General features: G+C 67.4%; 8 protein-coding genes. All 8 read right to left on the bottom strand.

The features are described from left to right. Positions 1-17: 17 nt before the first annotated feature. The 8 genes from LTT66_RS14660 to LTT66_RS14625 all read right to left on the bottom strand — a co-directional run bounded on the left by LTT66_RS14660 (position 18) and on the right by LTT66_RS14625 (position 15660). Positions 18-1061 carry a pyridoxal-phosphate dependent enzyme gene (locus LTT66_RS14660; protein ID WP_233069256.1) on the bottom strand — a complete coding sequence of 348 codons (1044 nt, stop codon included), beginning with the start codon at positions 1059-1061 and terminating at the stop codon, positions 18-20. A gap of 182 nt (positions 1062-1243) precedes the next feature. Further along, positions 1244-3547 carry a penicillin acylase family protein gene (locus LTT66_RS14655; RefSeq protein WP_233067697.1) on the bottom strand — a complete coding sequence of 768 codons (2304 nt, stop codon included), beginning with the start codon at positions 3545-3547 and terminating at the stop codon, positions 1244-1246. Beyond that, positions 3544-3849, bottom strand: coding sequence for a phosphopantetheine-binding protein (locus LTT66_RS14650; RefSeq protein WP_233067695.1), 306 nt, complete (start codon positions 3847-3849; stop codon positions 3544-3546). Before LTT66_RS14650 ends, LTT66_RS14655 begins: the two co-directional genes overlap by 4 nt. Further along, the gene (locus LTT66_RS14645; RefSeq protein WP_233067692.1) at positions 3846-6587 is read right to left on the bottom strand and encodes a non-ribosomal peptide synthetase; all 2742 of its coding nucleotides are present in this window, start codon (positions 6585-6587) and stop codon (positions 3846-3848) included. Before LTT66_RS14645 ends, LTT66_RS14650 begins: the two co-directional genes overlap by 4 nt. Positions 6588-6931: 344 nt before the next feature. After that, positions 6932-7987, bottom strand: coding sequence for a TauD/TfdA family dioxygenase (locus LTT66_RS14640; RefSeq protein WP_233067690.1), 1056 nt, complete (start codon positions 7985-7987; stop codon positions 6932-6934). Further along, complete coding sequence (locus LTT66_RS14635; protein WP_233067688.1) at positions 7974-12422, bottom strand: type I polyketide synthase; 4449 nt, start codon at positions 12420-12422, stop codon at positions 7974-7976. Before LTT66_RS14635 ends, LTT66_RS14640 begins: the two co-directional genes overlap by 14 nt. Beyond that, complete coding sequence (locus tag LTT66_RS14630) at positions 12419-15421, bottom strand: non-ribosomal peptide synthetase (protein ID WP_233067686.1); 3003 nt, start codon at positions 15419-15421, stop codon at positions 12419-12421. Before LTT66_RS14630 ends, LTT66_RS14635 begins: the two co-directional genes overlap by 4 nt. Beyond that, the gene (locus LTT66_RS14625; RefSeq protein ID WP_269822013.1) at positions 15418-15660 is read right to left on the bottom strand and encodes an MbtH family protein; all 243 of its coding nucleotides are present in this window, start codon (positions 15658-15660) and stop codon (positions 15418-15420) included. Before LTT66_RS14625 ends, LTT66_RS14630 begins: the two co-directional genes overlap by 4 nt. Positions 15661-15919 lie beyond the last annotated feature (259 nt).

Here is a 15919-nt window from a genome sequence, read left to right as displayed (position 1 = left end):
AAATCAGGCGGCGGCAATCAGGCATATGAGCGTTCGCCGACCGAGCTGACGGTGACAAGCAGTCGGCGGCCGGGAATGCGGCGCGCCTCTTCGATGACGGCGGCCAATTGATACCCGGTCTCCAGTGCGACGCGCCGGCCCTCGGTCCGGGCGAACAGCTGCGCGGCCTCGGCCGCCTGCTCGGCAGTGATCGTGACGCCCCGGATGAGGCCCTGCTCGTGGAAGTGCGCCACCGGTGCAGCGACAAGGGTCGAACCCAGCCCGCCTATGTACTCCGCGCCGAGCAGGCGATCGAGGCCGTAGGTACGAAGCGAAGGGTAGAAACCCTGGCCATCGATCGAGTATTCGCCGGGTACGCCTTTCGTGATGATCGGACACATATCCGATTCCGCACTGAGAATGTCCGGGCCGCGCCCTGTCTCGATTCGCTGGGCGAGAAATGCCGCCGCGACACCGAGTAAGTTCGCGCCACCGCCGCAGCTCCCGACCACCACATCGATGTCCTCATCGGCCAGCTGTCGCCTCAGTTCCGTTCCCGTCAGCGTCTGCGGCAGGATGAAGTAGTTGTAGACGCTGCCGAAGATGTACCGGGCGTCGTCGCGAGCACGGGTGTAGGTCACGGCCCGGTCTGCCGACAGGACCAGCGGGTCGAAATCCGCCTCCGCGTCGTCCGGCCCGACCACCACCACTTCCGCACCCGCATCGCGCATCAAACGTTCCCGGTCCGGCCGCGCCGCAGCGCTGGCCTCGTCCATGAAGCAGACGACGCGCAGGTCGAACCGGGCAGCCGCCATCGCGAGCGCAAGACCCCAGTTGCCGGTCGTTTCCGTGGTGATCGTCTTGATACCGTCCTGCGCGCAGTGGTATGCGATCCACAGGGCGCTGTTCATTTTGTGGTTGCCGGACGGGGTGGTGCCCTCGTCCTTGGCGAATACCGTGCAGCCGTTGCCGATGGCCTCGGCGAACCTGTCCGCCCGCAGCACCGGGGTCGGGCGATAGCTGCTGAACGCGTCACGCAGATCCGCGGGCACCGACAGGGTCGGGCGGTCCAGTAGTTCCATTTCGGCCAGCGACGGAGGCAAGACCTCCGCCAGGCGTTCGTAGGTGATCGGTGTGCCGGTACGCGGATCGAGCACCCGCCCCGGACTGTAAGCATTGAGATTGAGCAACGTCCAGTCCGACATAGTTTCGAGACCTCCCCTTTTCAAAGCCATTTCGTGGAACTGATTCGCCGCCGTGTCCGTCACCGGTCGGCAGGCGCCTTTCTGGATGGCACGATTCGTAGGACATTGGTCGAGGCGGCGTTCACCGCGGCTCGGGAAAACGGCATCGGGTGATACCTGCCCTGCGCCCAACTGTCTTTCGCATCGGCCCAATGGGGACTCGTGGCGACGCCGCTGTTGCCGACCGGCCACGCCCATACCGAACGATCGGGCTCCGCCAGGTTCAACACCATCCGAAAGGTGGGTCCGCCGACCGGATCGACGCCCGTGTCACCTCGGAACACCGAATCGTCGAGGCCCGGCAACTCCAGCACCACGTCATCGGCCGGCCAGCCGGGGAGGCCCGTCAAGGCGTGCCCGAATCGAACCCGGTGCACCCGCCCCCATGTCCATCGAGCGGGGTCCGAACCCAGTCGAGCTCGCAGATCGGCGAGCGCGGCTCGGTAGTGCCCAGCCAGTTCGCAGGCGCCGTCAGGCATGCGTCCCCGGGCATCGACCCACCGATCCACCGTCTCGAGACCCCATTCGGTCAGCCACGCCTTGCTGCCGAAGAACAACTCCCCCAGCTCGTCGCCCGCCGCGGCGGATGCCAGCCTGCGGTACCACGCGGCGAAAACGGTCGGTTCCACCAGATCGCGGTAGGCGAATCCGTGCCATCGGCTCAAGTCCGTCAACAGTTCGGCATCCAGACCGTCGACATGGGCGGCCACGCCGGCGCACAGCGCGGGAAGAACCCGCAGCGCCAGCGGCGAGAGCACGTCGAGTTGCGTGCGCACCGACTGGTTGAACGGTAGGGCCACTCCGTCGTCGAGCAGATCCCTGATGCGGTTCGCCCGCAGCGCGACTTCCCAATGTCCCTGCTCCGTCGAGCCATCCGGCAGGTTGTTCGCCGATACGACGATGTCGTTGCCGCGCAGAACGTCGTGCCTCGACACGACCGCGGCGCGAGTGCCGGGTCGCCAGCCGCAACGCGGCTCCCGCGCGTTCGACGCGAGCCGCACCCCGGTCTGCACCACACCGATGCCACCCTGATGATCGGCGTATACGACGCTCTGTGCCATGCCACGCCAGCCGCTGAGGATCGATGCCAGTTGGTTGCCGGTCTTCGCCGTGTTCACGGCCGCGATCACGGGCTGCGGGTAGGGCTCGTCCCACGCCGCGAACCGCAGCGCGAGGTCGTGGCCGGAACCGTCCGGAGCTGTCAACGCCAGCCCGAGCAACGGACCATTGGAGGTCGACGCACACTCCTCGGTGTGGTCCTCCTCGCCCGCTATCGCGATCCGCACGGACCTCGTCCGCACCGGCTCCGTGCCCTCGGGCCGCCGGACTACGCCGGGACCGATGAAGTGTTCGATGACGCATTCGGTCGCCACCACGGGTGCGAAAGTATTCGCCCAGCCGACTTTTCCATTGTGACCGAACAGAATATCGGGAACTCCGGGCAACGACGCGCCGATGACATCCACGCCCGGACAGGCGAGGTGCATCGCGTACCAGTTTCCGGGAAGCTGCTGTTCCAGGTGCGGGTCGCCGGCTAGTACGGCACCTCCGGTGGCGCTGCGCGGGCCAGCGACAGCCCAGGCATTCGATCCGCCGCCTCCGGTCGTCCGCACTGAGCCGAACCGTTTTCGATAGGCCTGTAGCAGCTGTTCCGCCGACGGCGAGTCGGGGGTTCGGTCCGCATGGGCGTGGTCGGTGGCGGTGATGGACAGCCGCAGCAGCTCGTAGAGCCAATCATGTTGCAGGCGAACGGAAAGCAACATGAACAGTGCCGTTGCCCGGACCAGAGCCGTCTCGGTGTCCGGCACCGTGGGCTCCGCATGCAGTAGCGCGTGCTCGGCGGTCGCGCCGATCAACTCGGCCGCCGTGCGCTGCCCCTCGGCGTACCACTCGAAAACCTGCCATGTCTCCGGGGGCATCGCGGTGACCGCACGGCGGACCGCGTCGGGAAGGCCGATCCGATGGACGAACTGGTCCGAGGACAGTGCGGCGGGGCCGAGCAGTTCCGCGAGTGTGCCCAGCGCACGCCGCGCATTGAGCTCGATCTGCCAGCCACGGTCGGTGACCTGGAGGAAGCCCTGGGCACGGTAGAGGTCCGCCCGCGATGCCGCGACCACATGCGGAACCCCGAAGCGATCGGTGCTGACATCGACCGGCGCCGAGAAGTAGGGCAGTTGCAGCCCACCCCGCAGCGGACGCGCGACGGCCTCGGGTACGGCTGTGGCGGCGGCCTGCACCGCATCTGCTGGACGCAGGCGGTCGACACCGTGGGCCAGACGCTTCTTCAGGGCTTCGCGACGCCGCCCGATCTCGACGTCGTTCACCACGTCTCCTGCTCGAGCAGCGCCATCAGTTCGTCATCGCTCATCGCGTCGAGTTGACGCTCCAGCGCAGACCGCACCAGCTCGCAGAGTGCGAGCGGAGTTGGTTCGTCGAAGAAGTCGATCAGTTTGAGCCGAATGTCGAATGCCGCCTGCAGTTGCTGGATCAGCCGCGCGGCGAGCAGTGAATTCCCGCCGGCGCGAAAGAAGTCGTCCGACATGTCCACCGCGGGGCGATCGAGCAGGTCGGCCCACACCGCGATAACGGCTTCCGCCAACTCGTCGCGCGGGTCGTCGGTACTCATCGCGCTCCCTCCGTCCGGTCTGCGAGCGCGCGCCCGACCTCGTCGTCGGTCATCTCCCATACCCGGGTCACGACCGCGGCCCGGCGAGCGAGCGCGGCGCCGTCCGGTCCACGCGTCAGATGAGCGGCGAAACCGGCCACGCTGGGGTAGCGAAAAATGTCGATGATTGTCGCGGGTGTCTGCAACAGGTCACGAACCCGCGCGAGGGCACGAGTCGCCATCAGCGAATGCGCGCCGATCCGGAAGACATCGGCTAGCACATCAATCTCCTCGACCCCGATCAACTCCGCCCAGATAGCCGCGACAACACGTTCCACATCGCTTCGGGGCGCGGTTCGCACGGCAGCCCTGGCATCGGCCAGCTCACGGAGCCGCAGTCGGTCGACCTTGCCCGTCGGCAGCAGCGGCAGACGGTCGATCACGCATATCGCCGCCGGTATCGCGTGCTCCGGCAATCGCTCTCGGAGGAACCCGAGCAAGTCGTCCGAGTTCGTCGTGCCACGAACGACCACGAAGGCCGTGAGCACGCATCCGCCCGCCACATCGCGGCCGATCACCGAGACCTCCGTGACCGCCGGATGCCCACGCAGCGCATGCTCGATCTCCCCGGGCTCCACTCGCCAGCCCCGGACTTTCACCTGGTCGTCGAGGCGACCACGAAACCGCACGTCACCATCGCCGGCGATGAGCACCGCATCGCCCGTGCGATAAGCGCGCGCACCGGGTGTGACGTGCGAGCACGGCCGAAAACGATCCGCGGTCGAGCGCGGATCACCCAGATAGCCGCGGGCGACCCCCGGACCCGAGACCATGAGCTCTCCTATCCGCTCCATACCGACCGGCTCCTCGGCAGGGCCATGGATGGCCAGCGACACATGCCGCAGTGGAGTTCCGAGGGGTACCTCTTCGTCGAGATCGAGGTGGGTGACGTCGGCGGTGAGGACACCGACCGTCGTCTCGGTCGGGCCGTAGTGGTTGATGACCCGGAGATCGGGCCGCAATGCGAGCACGTTCGCGACCAGAGCCGAATCCAGGCGCTCGCCGCCGAAGACGAGGGTCTGCCTCGGCAGCACCCGCGCGGGTTCCGAGATGGTCAGCAGCGCGCTGAGATGCGATGGCGTGATTTTCAGGAGATCGATCGGCAGGACAGCCATCTGGTCGGCGAACGCCTCGCCGTCGAGCCGTGCGGCGGGCGGGCAGTGCACGACGGTGGCACCGGCAACGAGGGCGGGCCAGAGCGCGGTGAAGCCGAAGTCCGCCGTGAAGCCGGCCGGGCTCATCAAGGTCATCTCGGGCGCGATGGTCAACCGTTCACCGATGGCATCGACGTAGGCCGACAATGCGCGATGCTCCACGGCGACCGGCTTGGGCATCCCGGTCGAGCCGGAGGTGAACAAGACATAGGCCAGGGATTCCGGAACCGTTGGCGCCATCGTTGGTTCCTGCTCAGCGGGCGCGGTGCCGGCACCATCCGGCAGGGCGATCCCGATGGCTTCCGGATAGTCGCGCGACTCACCTCGCGTGAGACTGACGCGGACGCCCGCTCGATCCAGGAGGTCGGCGCGCCTGGATGGCGAGGTACCCGGATCGATCGGGACGAACGCCGCGCCGACCGCGAGGACGGCCAGACACCCGGTGGCGAACGCGGCGAGGTCGTCCGTGACCACCGCGACCAGGTCTTCCCTCGCCACGCCCGCTCGGCGCAGGTCCGCCGCCACCCGCAGCACGGCATTGCGCAATTGCCCGTAGGTGATCGGGCCGTGCTGGCCGACCAGCGCCCGACGCTGCGGATCCTGGCGCCCGTGGGCCAGGATGCGTTCGTGACACCCGGCCGCACGGCCTTCCGTCACCGTGGGAGTCAGCCGCTCCGCCAGCCAAGCCCGTTCACACGGGCCGATCCGGACGGTTGGCTCCACTTCTGCCGACGTATCAGTGACCGTGTCGAGCACTGATCGCAGTCGTTCCTCCAACAGTTCCGGTGGGATCGGCGTTCGCCCGGGTCCGAGCGCGAACTCGAGTGACGGCGTGCGCCCATCGATCAGCCGAACCGCGAGGTCGGCAAGGTCACCGTCGTCACCGACGACGGTGCCGCGCAACCGGCTGCCGTCGTCCAGCACGATCGGGTCGAGGTGCGGACGACGAATCACGGCGATCAACGGCTGACGCCGGGATCGTGACCAGAGCCGCCCGCACGTCTTCTCGACCGCGTCCACCAGGTCGGTAGCGAAGCGGTGCTGCGCCTGGGCGTGCCGGGCGGCCACCGTCGCCACCGCTCGGCCGAGTGCCGCGGAGGTGGTCGGGCTGGCATCGCACGGTGCGAGCACGTCGAGCCTGCCCACCACCCCGCGTACCGCGGCAGTGGTACGCCCGGCCGACACGCGGGCGATCAAAGGGGCGTCCTCGCCTCTCGGGACGGGCAGGATTCGCTGCAACACCGCGACGAGTACGTCGAGCGGATCAGCATCGAGCAGCCGTGCCACGCGCAGCAAGCCGTCGACGGTATCGGCACTGCAGCGACTGGAGACGCATTCGCCGACATCGGCGAGATCGCCGGAATCCGCATCGGGTAGCCGGAAGGATCCACCGATGCCGCCGGGCCCGCGGGTGAACTGCTCGTTCTGCCACTCGAGCACATCCAGGTAGTCCACCTCGTTGTCGGCGGCGGCTTGATCCGGATCGGTGAGAGCGGCGCGTAAGCGGGCCCAGAGCAGTTCGAACGATGCCGTGTCGATCGCCATCGCAGGCACTGACAGGCACAGTCGCGAAGGCTCGACCGTGAGCAGCGCCGGGCTCCTACTACCCCGGACACTCGCCGCATCCGTCCCCTCGTCGACAACCGGGCCAGCACCGCAATGCAATACGCCGACCCGGACTCCCGGCAGCGAGCCCACCGCTATTCCGAGCGCATCACAACGGCGCAGTGCCTCGATGATCCGAGCCCGGGTCTCGATGTCGATAGCTCCGAGATCCGGGGCTATCACCAATTCGGCCCGACGGTGCCCCGAGCCCCGCGCAGCAGCGCAGTGCAGTGGCCAATGGGCGAGCCCGAGACCGATCGTCTCGTGCCACATCTCGTCGAGTGTCACATCTGTCCCCTCTCGTCGGCCGTGCCGCTCCCGGCCATCGCCACGAGGACTCGCCGCGCACCACGAAATGGCGTGCGGCCGTGCGCTACCGCCACGTTGTCGACCAGCAGCACGTCATCGGTCCGCCACGGTCTACGCCAGGACGCCGTATCGAACGCCTCACCGATGACCGCGATGTCGCCTGCGGATATCGGGGCGAGGTCTCCGTACCACGCGTTACGCGGCAGCCGGTCGCCGACGGACTGCCGCAGCGCGGCTTCTCCGTGTGCGGGCAGTGCCGACGGATGGAACAGCGACGCCTGGTTGAACCACCGCGGCCGGCCACGATGGTTGACGGATGCCTGGGCCGTTTGCCTGGTACGCAACAGCTCACCCTCCCAATGCGTTTCGATGCCGGCCGCCACGCACAGCGCTTCGACCTCCTCGGGATCACCGGTCTGGAACACCTCCTGCCACGGGAGGTCCAGGTGCGGGTGATACCACCGCTCGTAACAGACTCCGTCTGCCTCGAACCGATCCACCAGCGAGTGCGGCAACAGTTCGAGGACACGATCGGTCGGTGCCAGCGGTGTCATGCCTCCCTGCGTCGCCGGACGGTCGCACCAGAAACCGAGCACCAACGGCCAGCTCGTGGTGTACGACTGCTCGGAATGCATGGGTATGGCGAGATCGGCACTGTATTCGGTGGAGGTGAAGATCCGGCCGCTCACCCTGGTCCGTGGTGTGGATCGGTTGACGTAATCCCCGAGCGGCGCGTCCGCGACCAACGACACCACGGCACCGAAGGAATCGGCATCGACCACCATCCCCGTCAGCAGCACGGCACCATGCGTGGCGACGAGCTCGCGCACCAGATCGGCGTGCCCGGACACCCATGCCGACAGCTCGAGACCGCCGACCCGCGCCTCGATCGTCGCCGGCTCCCAGGCCGACGCACGCGCGGGGCGACCGATGTCGACGAGCCGAACGACGGCACTACCCGCTGCCCGCTCGGCCCGCCGTCGTGCGGCGATCGCGCGGAGTTCATCCGCGCTCTGATCACTGACCGGCATTCTGTACCCCCATCTCGGCCGGCGGCTCCTCGGCGAGCAGCCGCTCGACCTCGTCGTCGGTCAAGCCGGCGAGGTACTGATCGAATTGCTCCGTAAGCCACCGCGCCTGCTCCGCCACCGTGGGTTTATCGAGTACGTCGGTAAGGCCGATCCGGAATCGGAACCGCAGCCGCAGTCGTGACACCAGCGCTATAGCCGCGAGCGAATGCCCACCCAGCGCGAAGTAGTCGTCATGGATCCCGATCGGCGCCACACCGATGACCGCCGACCACAGCGTGGCGACCATCCTCTCCATATCGTTCGACGGAGCCCGGTAGGTCTCCTCGGACAGGGGGCGCGGCGCGAACATACGGGGAGCCGGCGCCGGGTCGCTGAACAGACTCACCACATCCGACTCGCGAGCGAGTGACCGCAGTTCGCCGATATCACGCGCAGACACCGCGACGGCGCCCGGCCAGCCGAGTAGCCGGGTTGCCAGCTCCGCACCACGCTCGGGCGTGATCCCCTGCTCCAGCATTTCCGTGCGCCACCGCGCCAGTCCTCCCGCCGAAGCGAGATCGGCAGCTTGCCCTACGTCACGCCACGCACCCCAGTCGACACAGGTCACCACGGCCGAACCGAACCAGTCGGTTGCCGCGACCGCATCCAGGAAGCAATTCGCGGCTACATGATCGACCTGCCCGAAGGTTCCCAGGATCGCATCCAGCGCCGAACAGAGCAGCACCCTGCGCACCGGTTGTCCCGCCAGGGCCTGGGCCAGATTGCGAGTGCCGGCGACCTTCGGCCGCAGAACATCGAGGCATTCGTCGAGCGATCGGGACGCGATCAGTCCGCCACCTGGCACTCCGGCCGCGTGCACCACGGTCTCGATGGGGCCGAGCCGCGCGGCGACCGTAGCGATCGCATTCGACAACTGCGCTGCGTCGGCGACATCCGCCCGCAGGACAAGGAGGTCCGCGCCGATCTCTTTCGCCGCGCGAAGCACCGCATCGGCAGCCTCGCCGAAAGGCTCCGCGCGTCTGCTGAAGAGGGCGATCTTGCGGACGTCGCGCGCGAGGAGCGCGCGCGTGACGGCCAATCCGATACCACCGAGTCCTCCGGTGATGACGGTCACGCCCGGCTCTTCGGTCTCCACGGCGGGCTCGTCGACTCGTTCCCATTCCCGCACCCACCGGCGTGCTCCGCGAACCACCACGACCTCGTCCGGTTCGCCGCCGCCCACCACCGCGCAAATGCTGTTCACGGTCGCCTCGTCTGCGGCAGCCGGATCGGTGTCGATGGCTACCGCCGAAAGGCGATCGTTCTCGCGGGATGCGGTGAGGAACGGGCCGAGGAGCAACGCACTGTGGGGACGCGCACCCGTACCGTCGAAGGCATCGACCAGGCCGGGCGCTATGGCGACCAGCCGGATGGAATCGTCTTTTCGTCCGACCACAGATTTGGCGATCGCCAGCGGCACCGTGAATCCCACATCGACTGCTCTTGCCGAATCCGCGTCCGAACCGCTCGGGCCGGACACCGGAGCCCGGGCGGCCCAGAAATAGATCACGCCGGATATCGCGGGTCCGCGCGACCACGGCTCGGTCGCGAACTCGACCAATCGGTCACCTGCCGCGTGGTCGGCCGACTGACCGCTATCAGCGGGAAGCATGATCCGTTCCGCCTCCGCACCGAATCCCCGCAATCGATCGATGATCTCGTCCGCAAGCACCGAACCGTCGTCGTAGACGAGCCATCGACCGGGCGCAGGCACCCCTGCTGCCGGTGCCGTGACGCGCCGCCAGATCGGGTTGAACACCCAGGACCCGGATCCGCGATCGGTGTGGGTGCCAGCGGTGGTCGCAACTCCCGGCTGGGGCACATGTTTGTCACCGCCGAACGGCGCGCTGGGCAGCGCAGCACGCCGACCCTCGCGGCTTACCGCGGCATCCCATGACACATCCGCACCGTGCGTCCACAGCACACCCAGCGATTCGAGAAAACGGGTCCGCGACCGCACCGATTCACGCTGCCGGGGCAACGACGCAACCACGATCGCATCCGGGATATTGGCTCGCACAGCGGGTTCCGCTGTGCCGGGCGGCCCTATCTCGATGAACGCATCCGCGTGCCCGGCCATTGCCTGACACGCCATATCGAACCGGACGGTCCGCCACAGATGGTCACTCCAATAGCCGGGATCAGTGACCTCCGAGTCGGTGGCCGCCCCGGTCATTCCCGAGATATAGGGTATTTCGGGTGGCCGTCTGGTGACGGTTCGGACGAGCGCCGCGAGTTCGTCACCCGAATCGTGCAGCAGCGGGGTGTGCGCCGCGGTCGCGACGCCGACGACCCGCAGGTCCAGTCCGATGACTTCGGCATGCGCGAGCAGGGCCGCGAAATGCTCGTCGTCACCGGCGAGCAGACAGGTATCCGCCGAGTTGACGGCCGCGACGAATACGCCGGTCGACTCCGCCAACTCCGCGGCCGCCGCATGGCCGAGGCGAACCAGCGCGATTCGTCCCGGCGCCGCCGTCTCGAGCAGTCCGGCCCGCTTCTTGATCATGGCCGCGGCGCCGGACAGCGAAAACACTCCCGCGACGTGGCCTGCGGCGTATTCGCCCGCGCTATGCCCACAGACGACCGCGGGCCGGATGCCGAACGATTCCCACAAACGCGCCAGCGCCACTTGTGCGGCGAAGAGAGCGGGAAGCGTGACCGACGGCCGAACCCGCTCGGCCTCCGGCATATTCGCCACGAGGGCGGGTGACAGGACTTCGACATCGATCGCGGCGAAGGCGTGTTCTACCGCCCGGTAGGCGGACCCGAAGGCGGGCCACTCGAAGAGATCGACCGCCTCCGGACCGGGCAGCAGTCCGGCGCCGGAGAACACGAACGCCGTCCGTGGGGCGGCGGCGGATACCGAGCAGCGTCGCTCGTTCCGCAGTCCCCGCTGCGCCCCTTCCTGCGAGTCCGCAATGACCACACGGCGGTGCGACCGATGCTTTCGGCCGAATGCGAGGGCACGAGCCGCCGCGGAAAGGTCATGGTCGACGACGTCCGCGAGGCGTCCCGCATAGGTCTCGAGCGCGGAACGGCTGTCCGCAGACAACAATAACGGCACGGGATCGCCGAGGGTATCGGGCGCGGGAAGCGTATCCGCCGGTGCTTCCTGCACGACGACGTGTGCGTTGGTCCCGCCGAGGCCGATCGAGCTGACCCCGGCGATTCGCGGGCCCGCACCCCGGGGCCAGGCAACCACCGAGTCCGCCACCCGGAACCTGGTCCGCGACAGTTCCAATGCCGGATTCGGCGACCGGAAGTGCACTGTGGCAGGTATTGCATCGTGTTCCAGGGCGAGGACCGTTTTGATCAACCCGGCGAGCCCTGCCGCGACGTCGACGTGGCCGATGTTCCCCTTCACCGAGCCGATCAGGCAGGACGGGCCCTGGTCGGGTCCACCGGGCATGGCGCGGGCCAGTGCCGTGATCTCGATCGGGTCACCGAGCGGAGTACCGGTTCCGTGCGCCTCGACGAAGGACACATCCTCCGGTCGGCAACCGGCCACCGCCAAACTCTCGGAGATGACCGCGGCCTGCCCGGAAACCGATGGCGCGCTGTAGCTCATCCGATCGACAGCGTCGTTGCCGATCGCCGTGCCTCGAACGATCGCGCGCACCGGGTCACCGTCCCGCCGCGCGTCCGACAAACGTTTGAGCACGACCGCGACCACTCCGTTGGCGGGCACCGTGCCGGCGGCCGCGGCATCGAACGGCCTGCACGTCCCGTCCGTCGAGAGGATGCCGCCCTCCACCACGTGGTACGGCCGGCGCTGTGGAAAGGTGATCGCCGAACTACCGGCGACCGCGATGTCGCACTCACCGGTCAACAGGCTCTGGCAGGCAAGATGCAGGCAGGCCAGCGAGGTCGAGCACGCCGACTGCACGGTGATCGATGGCCCGCGCAGCCCGAGCAGATAGGAGACCCGGGTGGCGATGTGGTCCTTGTCGTTCCCGACAGTCAGCCAATAGTGCCCCGCGCCGTCGAGGTCGGGACTGTTCCACAGATGAGTCATCGGGTAGGTGGGCAAACCCGCGCCGGCGAATACTCCGGTGCGACCCGCCCCGGGAACGATCGCGGCCGCCTCGAACGCCTCGTGCACCACCTCCACGAGCTGTCGCTGTTGCGGATCGATCAGTTTGGCCTCTTGCGGTGAGACCCCGAAGAAATCGGCGTCGAAGCGTTCCGGCTCGTCGAGCAATCCGCCCGCGTGCACCGCGGTCGCACCCACACCGAGCCGCTCCAGCTGCGGAATCACCGACGCGTCGGCTGCCGGGAAACGGGTGATGGAATCGACCCCGTCCGCGAGATTGCGCCAGAACTGTTCGGCGGTGCTGGCTCCCGGGAGACGGAGTGCCAGACCGACTATCGCGATGCGCATCCCCTGATCGGTCATGCCCTGCTCTCCCTCGACCAGCGCAGCGCTTCCATCGCCCGTAACCGATCAGCGCCTGTCGCCGGCTCGTATCTCGGCGCCCCGGCGCGCCCGCTGAGCTTGTCGTCGATCAGTGAGGCCAGCCCTCGGGCGGTCGGACGCTCGAACATCTCGGTGATGGCAAGCTCGATGCCGCACTCCGCGCGCAACCGGGAATTGATCTTCACCAGACCGAACGAAGTCCCGCCGAGCTCGAAGAAACGCGCATCGGGGTTCGAAACCGTCCTCCCCAGGACCTCGCTCCATGCGGTGAGAACCAGCGCCTCCGTCGCCGTCTGGACAGTCCGCGACGGTGGATCCGCGACGGCGCGATAGTCGGGTAGCCGTTGTTCGTCCAGCTTGCCGTTCGCGGTGACCGGCAGGGAGTCCATACCCAGCACCACGTCGGGTAGCAGGTAGTCCGGCAGGTGCTCGGTCAACGCGTCCCGGATCGCCGCGGCATCGACGGCGCCCTCGGATCGAGGGCCGAGAACGTATGCGACGAGGATGTCCTCGCCCTCGGCCGCCGCGGCACGCACGACAGCATCGGTGATCCCAGGCAGGTCTCTGAGCCGGTGCTCGATCTCCCCGGGCTCCACGCGGTATCCCCGCACCTTGCGTTGGCGGTCCCGGCGCCCCAGATAACGCAGGCCGCGCGAGGCGGTATCGACAGCGAGATCGCCGCTACGATACATCCGGGATCCGGGCGGGCCCGACGGGTCAGGTACGAAGCGTTCCGCGGTACGGCGCGGATCGTTCGCGTACCCGCGCGCTACAACCCGGCCTCCGATACACAACTCACCCACGACGCCCGGCTCGAGGTCCCGCAGGTCCGAGCCACGCACCGAGGTACCGGCACCGTCGATCGGATGGCCGATCGCAACGGTCGGCCACCCCGCCTCCCGGGTTTCGAATCGACGCACCGAGCACCCGACGACAGTCTCCGTCGGCCCGTACTCGTTGTAGACCACGGACTCCGGGTGGTGCCGCAGCCAGCGGACCACGGTGTCCGTCGCGAGGTCTTCACCACCGACGACGACCGTGTGAACACGCACGCCGCTGTCCGGGCCCAGCAACAGGTCGATCGCTGCTAAATGGGTGGGGGTGAGTTTGAGCAGCGATACGTCGCCCACGGCTCGAAGCGTCGCGGGCAACCCGTCGAGGCCCTGGCTCGGCGGTGCTACGCGGACATGTTGTCCCGCGATCAAGGGAGCCAGCAAAGAGGTGACCCCGAGATCGAAGATCGGCGGCGTATGGGTGACGACAGCCGCGCCTCGATCGAACGAGTAGTGCGACACCGCCCAACTCAGGTAGCTGTCCAGGCCGTGGCGGGTGACGAGGACGCCTTTCGGTTCACCCGTACTGCCCGAGGTGAACAGCACATAGGCCAGCGCGTCCGGATCATCGGACGTGCCGAGGTCTACACGACTCGGAGCCGACAGCACAGACGGGTCGATAGTGCGGATGTCCGGCGGGATCAGGTGCCGAGCGGCGACGTCACAGACGACGGTCCGGACCTCGGCGGCGCGCAGCATCGACTCGATTCGGGCGGCGGGAAGGCCGTAGTCGAGCGGTACATACGCAGCGCCCGCGGCATTGATTCCCAGTAATGCCGAAACCAAGTCGGGTCCTTGCGGCACCAGCACCCCGACACGATCCTCGATTCCGTCGCCCGATGCCCTGACCGCACCGGCGATCCCTTGTGCAGCAGCGATGAGTTCGCGATAGGTGACCAACCTGTCCGCACAGCTCACGGCGGGCGCATCCGGATTACTCGCGGCACTGTCGCGCACTCGCTCGAACAGCGAGCGGTAATGGAGGCGCCCCCCTGCGCATACCCGAGACTCGGCTGCCCGATCGCCTCGCCAGCACTGCCCGTTGCCGGCTATTTCCGGCAGCTGTGTTGCCAGCCGTCCGATCACGGAGACCAGCTCTGCGGCATCGGCAGCGTCGAAACGACCTGTGTCGTACCACAATCGAAGCTCGATGCTGTCGGAATCAATCGAGGTAGTCAGCATCATGCCCGTTGCGAACGGGGCAGGCACCGGCGAACCGAGCACGGCTCGGCCGTGTGCGAGTTCGAGGACCAGCTCAGCGGGCACCGAGGTGTAGGAGAACATCGGCAGCGTCGTCGGCGGACTATCGATACCCCATGCCTGATCGTCACGTTGCGCTGAGTCCAGCCAACCGGCCGCGTCGGCCAGCACGTCCACGATCGACTCGGCTCCCGAATGCCATACGCGATAGGACGATAGATGTCCGAGGACATCCGACGGAACCTCACCGATCCGCCGGTCCATCGCCACCCAGATCGGAAGTCCGCCGGTCGCTCCTACGGCACGCAGCGCAAGCCGCCAGATACTCAAAAGCGCGGCATCTGCGGTTATCTCACGCTCGGTGCAGAAAGCGTGAAATGCTGTCGCGGCCGGGCCCGTGAGCCGAGAACTCGCCCAGTCGCCGCGTCCGGTGCCTTCGGGCCGCTCGAATGTCAGGTGCCCGACCTCTTCCGGCGCGGGAGAGGCGGATCCATGGGAGGACAACGAGCGCTGCCACGCGGCGTACCGAAACCAGTCGGAGAGCCGCCCGTCGCTCACCGGCACGCCACGAAGACAGTCCACAAGTGCCCTCTGCAGCAGCCGGATCGATGGCGGGTCGGCCAGCAGTGCCGGGACCCGGATCTCTACGACAGCCTCGTCCTCCGTATCGGCGGACACCGCAAAGCCGTACCCGTAGTCCTCCTCGGATGACGTGCCACCGGGGGCGTCGCCTACCCGGAGGATGACGCCGTGGGCCGGATCGTGTACCAGGCCGACTCGGCTCAGGCCCACTGTCGCGCTCAAGGCGCTGACCGCCTCCGACAAGGATTTCCCGTCGGGAAATTGCACCCGGCCCGTATTGATCCAGGATTTCGGCTCAGAAATACGACCGGCGAGCCATTCTTGTAAAGGGGTGCAGTGATATCCGGCCGACTGCACGGTCACGACACGATGTCCGTCGCCTGGGACCCTGGCTCGGTGTGTGATCCGGCCATTCGGAGGCGCAATGACAATGGCCGCATATCTGTCCAGGTGACCTCGATGAAATCGAGGCATTCTTCCTTGGTGCCCCGTCTGCCTACCCGCCGCCAACCGGGCGGCAGATCGCGGTGCGCGAGCCAGATCGAATACTGTTCTTCGTCGTTTATGACGACGTCATACACCTGGTCCTGCTGATCACTCAAGATTCCCACCCCGTATTCGAGTAATGCGATGCCTCAAAGCGATCATCGTTGCCGCGACGCCGAAGCCGAGGCCAGCTTAAACCGACCGCCTTCGTGAGGGTCAAGTGCTTGTGCCGTCTCGTCAGAAATGGCAGTTGCCGTGCCAGAAATGGCAGCCCCCCGGTATACGGTGACGACTCTTGATTAAGCGACGGTCACCGCACGACGCCGCGAGCGCGAGTTCCAGCGCGATGGCGGGCAGCGAAGACCCCGCGGAACC

Source organism: Nocardia gipuzkoensis (genome assembly GCF_021183645.1).
GTDB classification, from domain to species: Bacteria; Actinomycetota; Actinomycetes; order Mycobacteriales; family Mycobacteriaceae; genus Nocardia; species Nocardia abscessus.
Note: the sequence above shows the minus strand (reverse complement) of the source record. Positions and strands in the feature narration are given on the sequence as shown.

Excerpts from the sequence above, each read along its gene's own strand:
- LTT66_RS14645 (WP_233067692.1), bottom strand. The coding sequence starts at position 6,587 with ATGGCGATCGACACGGCATCGTTCGAACTGCTCTGGGCCCGCTTACGC.
- LTT66_RS14650 (WP_233067695.1), bottom strand. The coding sequence starts at position 3,849 with ATGAGTACCGACGACCCGCGCGACGAGTTGGCGGAAGCCGTTATCGCG.
- LTT66_RS14635 (WP_233067688.1), bottom strand. The coding sequence starts at position 12,422 with ATGACCGATCAGGGGATGCGCATCGCGATAGTCGGTCTGGCACTCCGT.
- LTT66_RS14640 (WP_233067690.1), bottom strand. The coding sequence starts at position 7,987 with ATGCCGGTCAGTGATCAGAGCGCGGATGAACTCCGCGCGATCGCCGCA.
- LTT66_RS14660 (WP_233069256.1), bottom strand. The coding sequence starts at position 1,061 with ATGGAACTACTGGACCGCCCGACCCTGTCGGTGCCCGCGGATCTGCGT.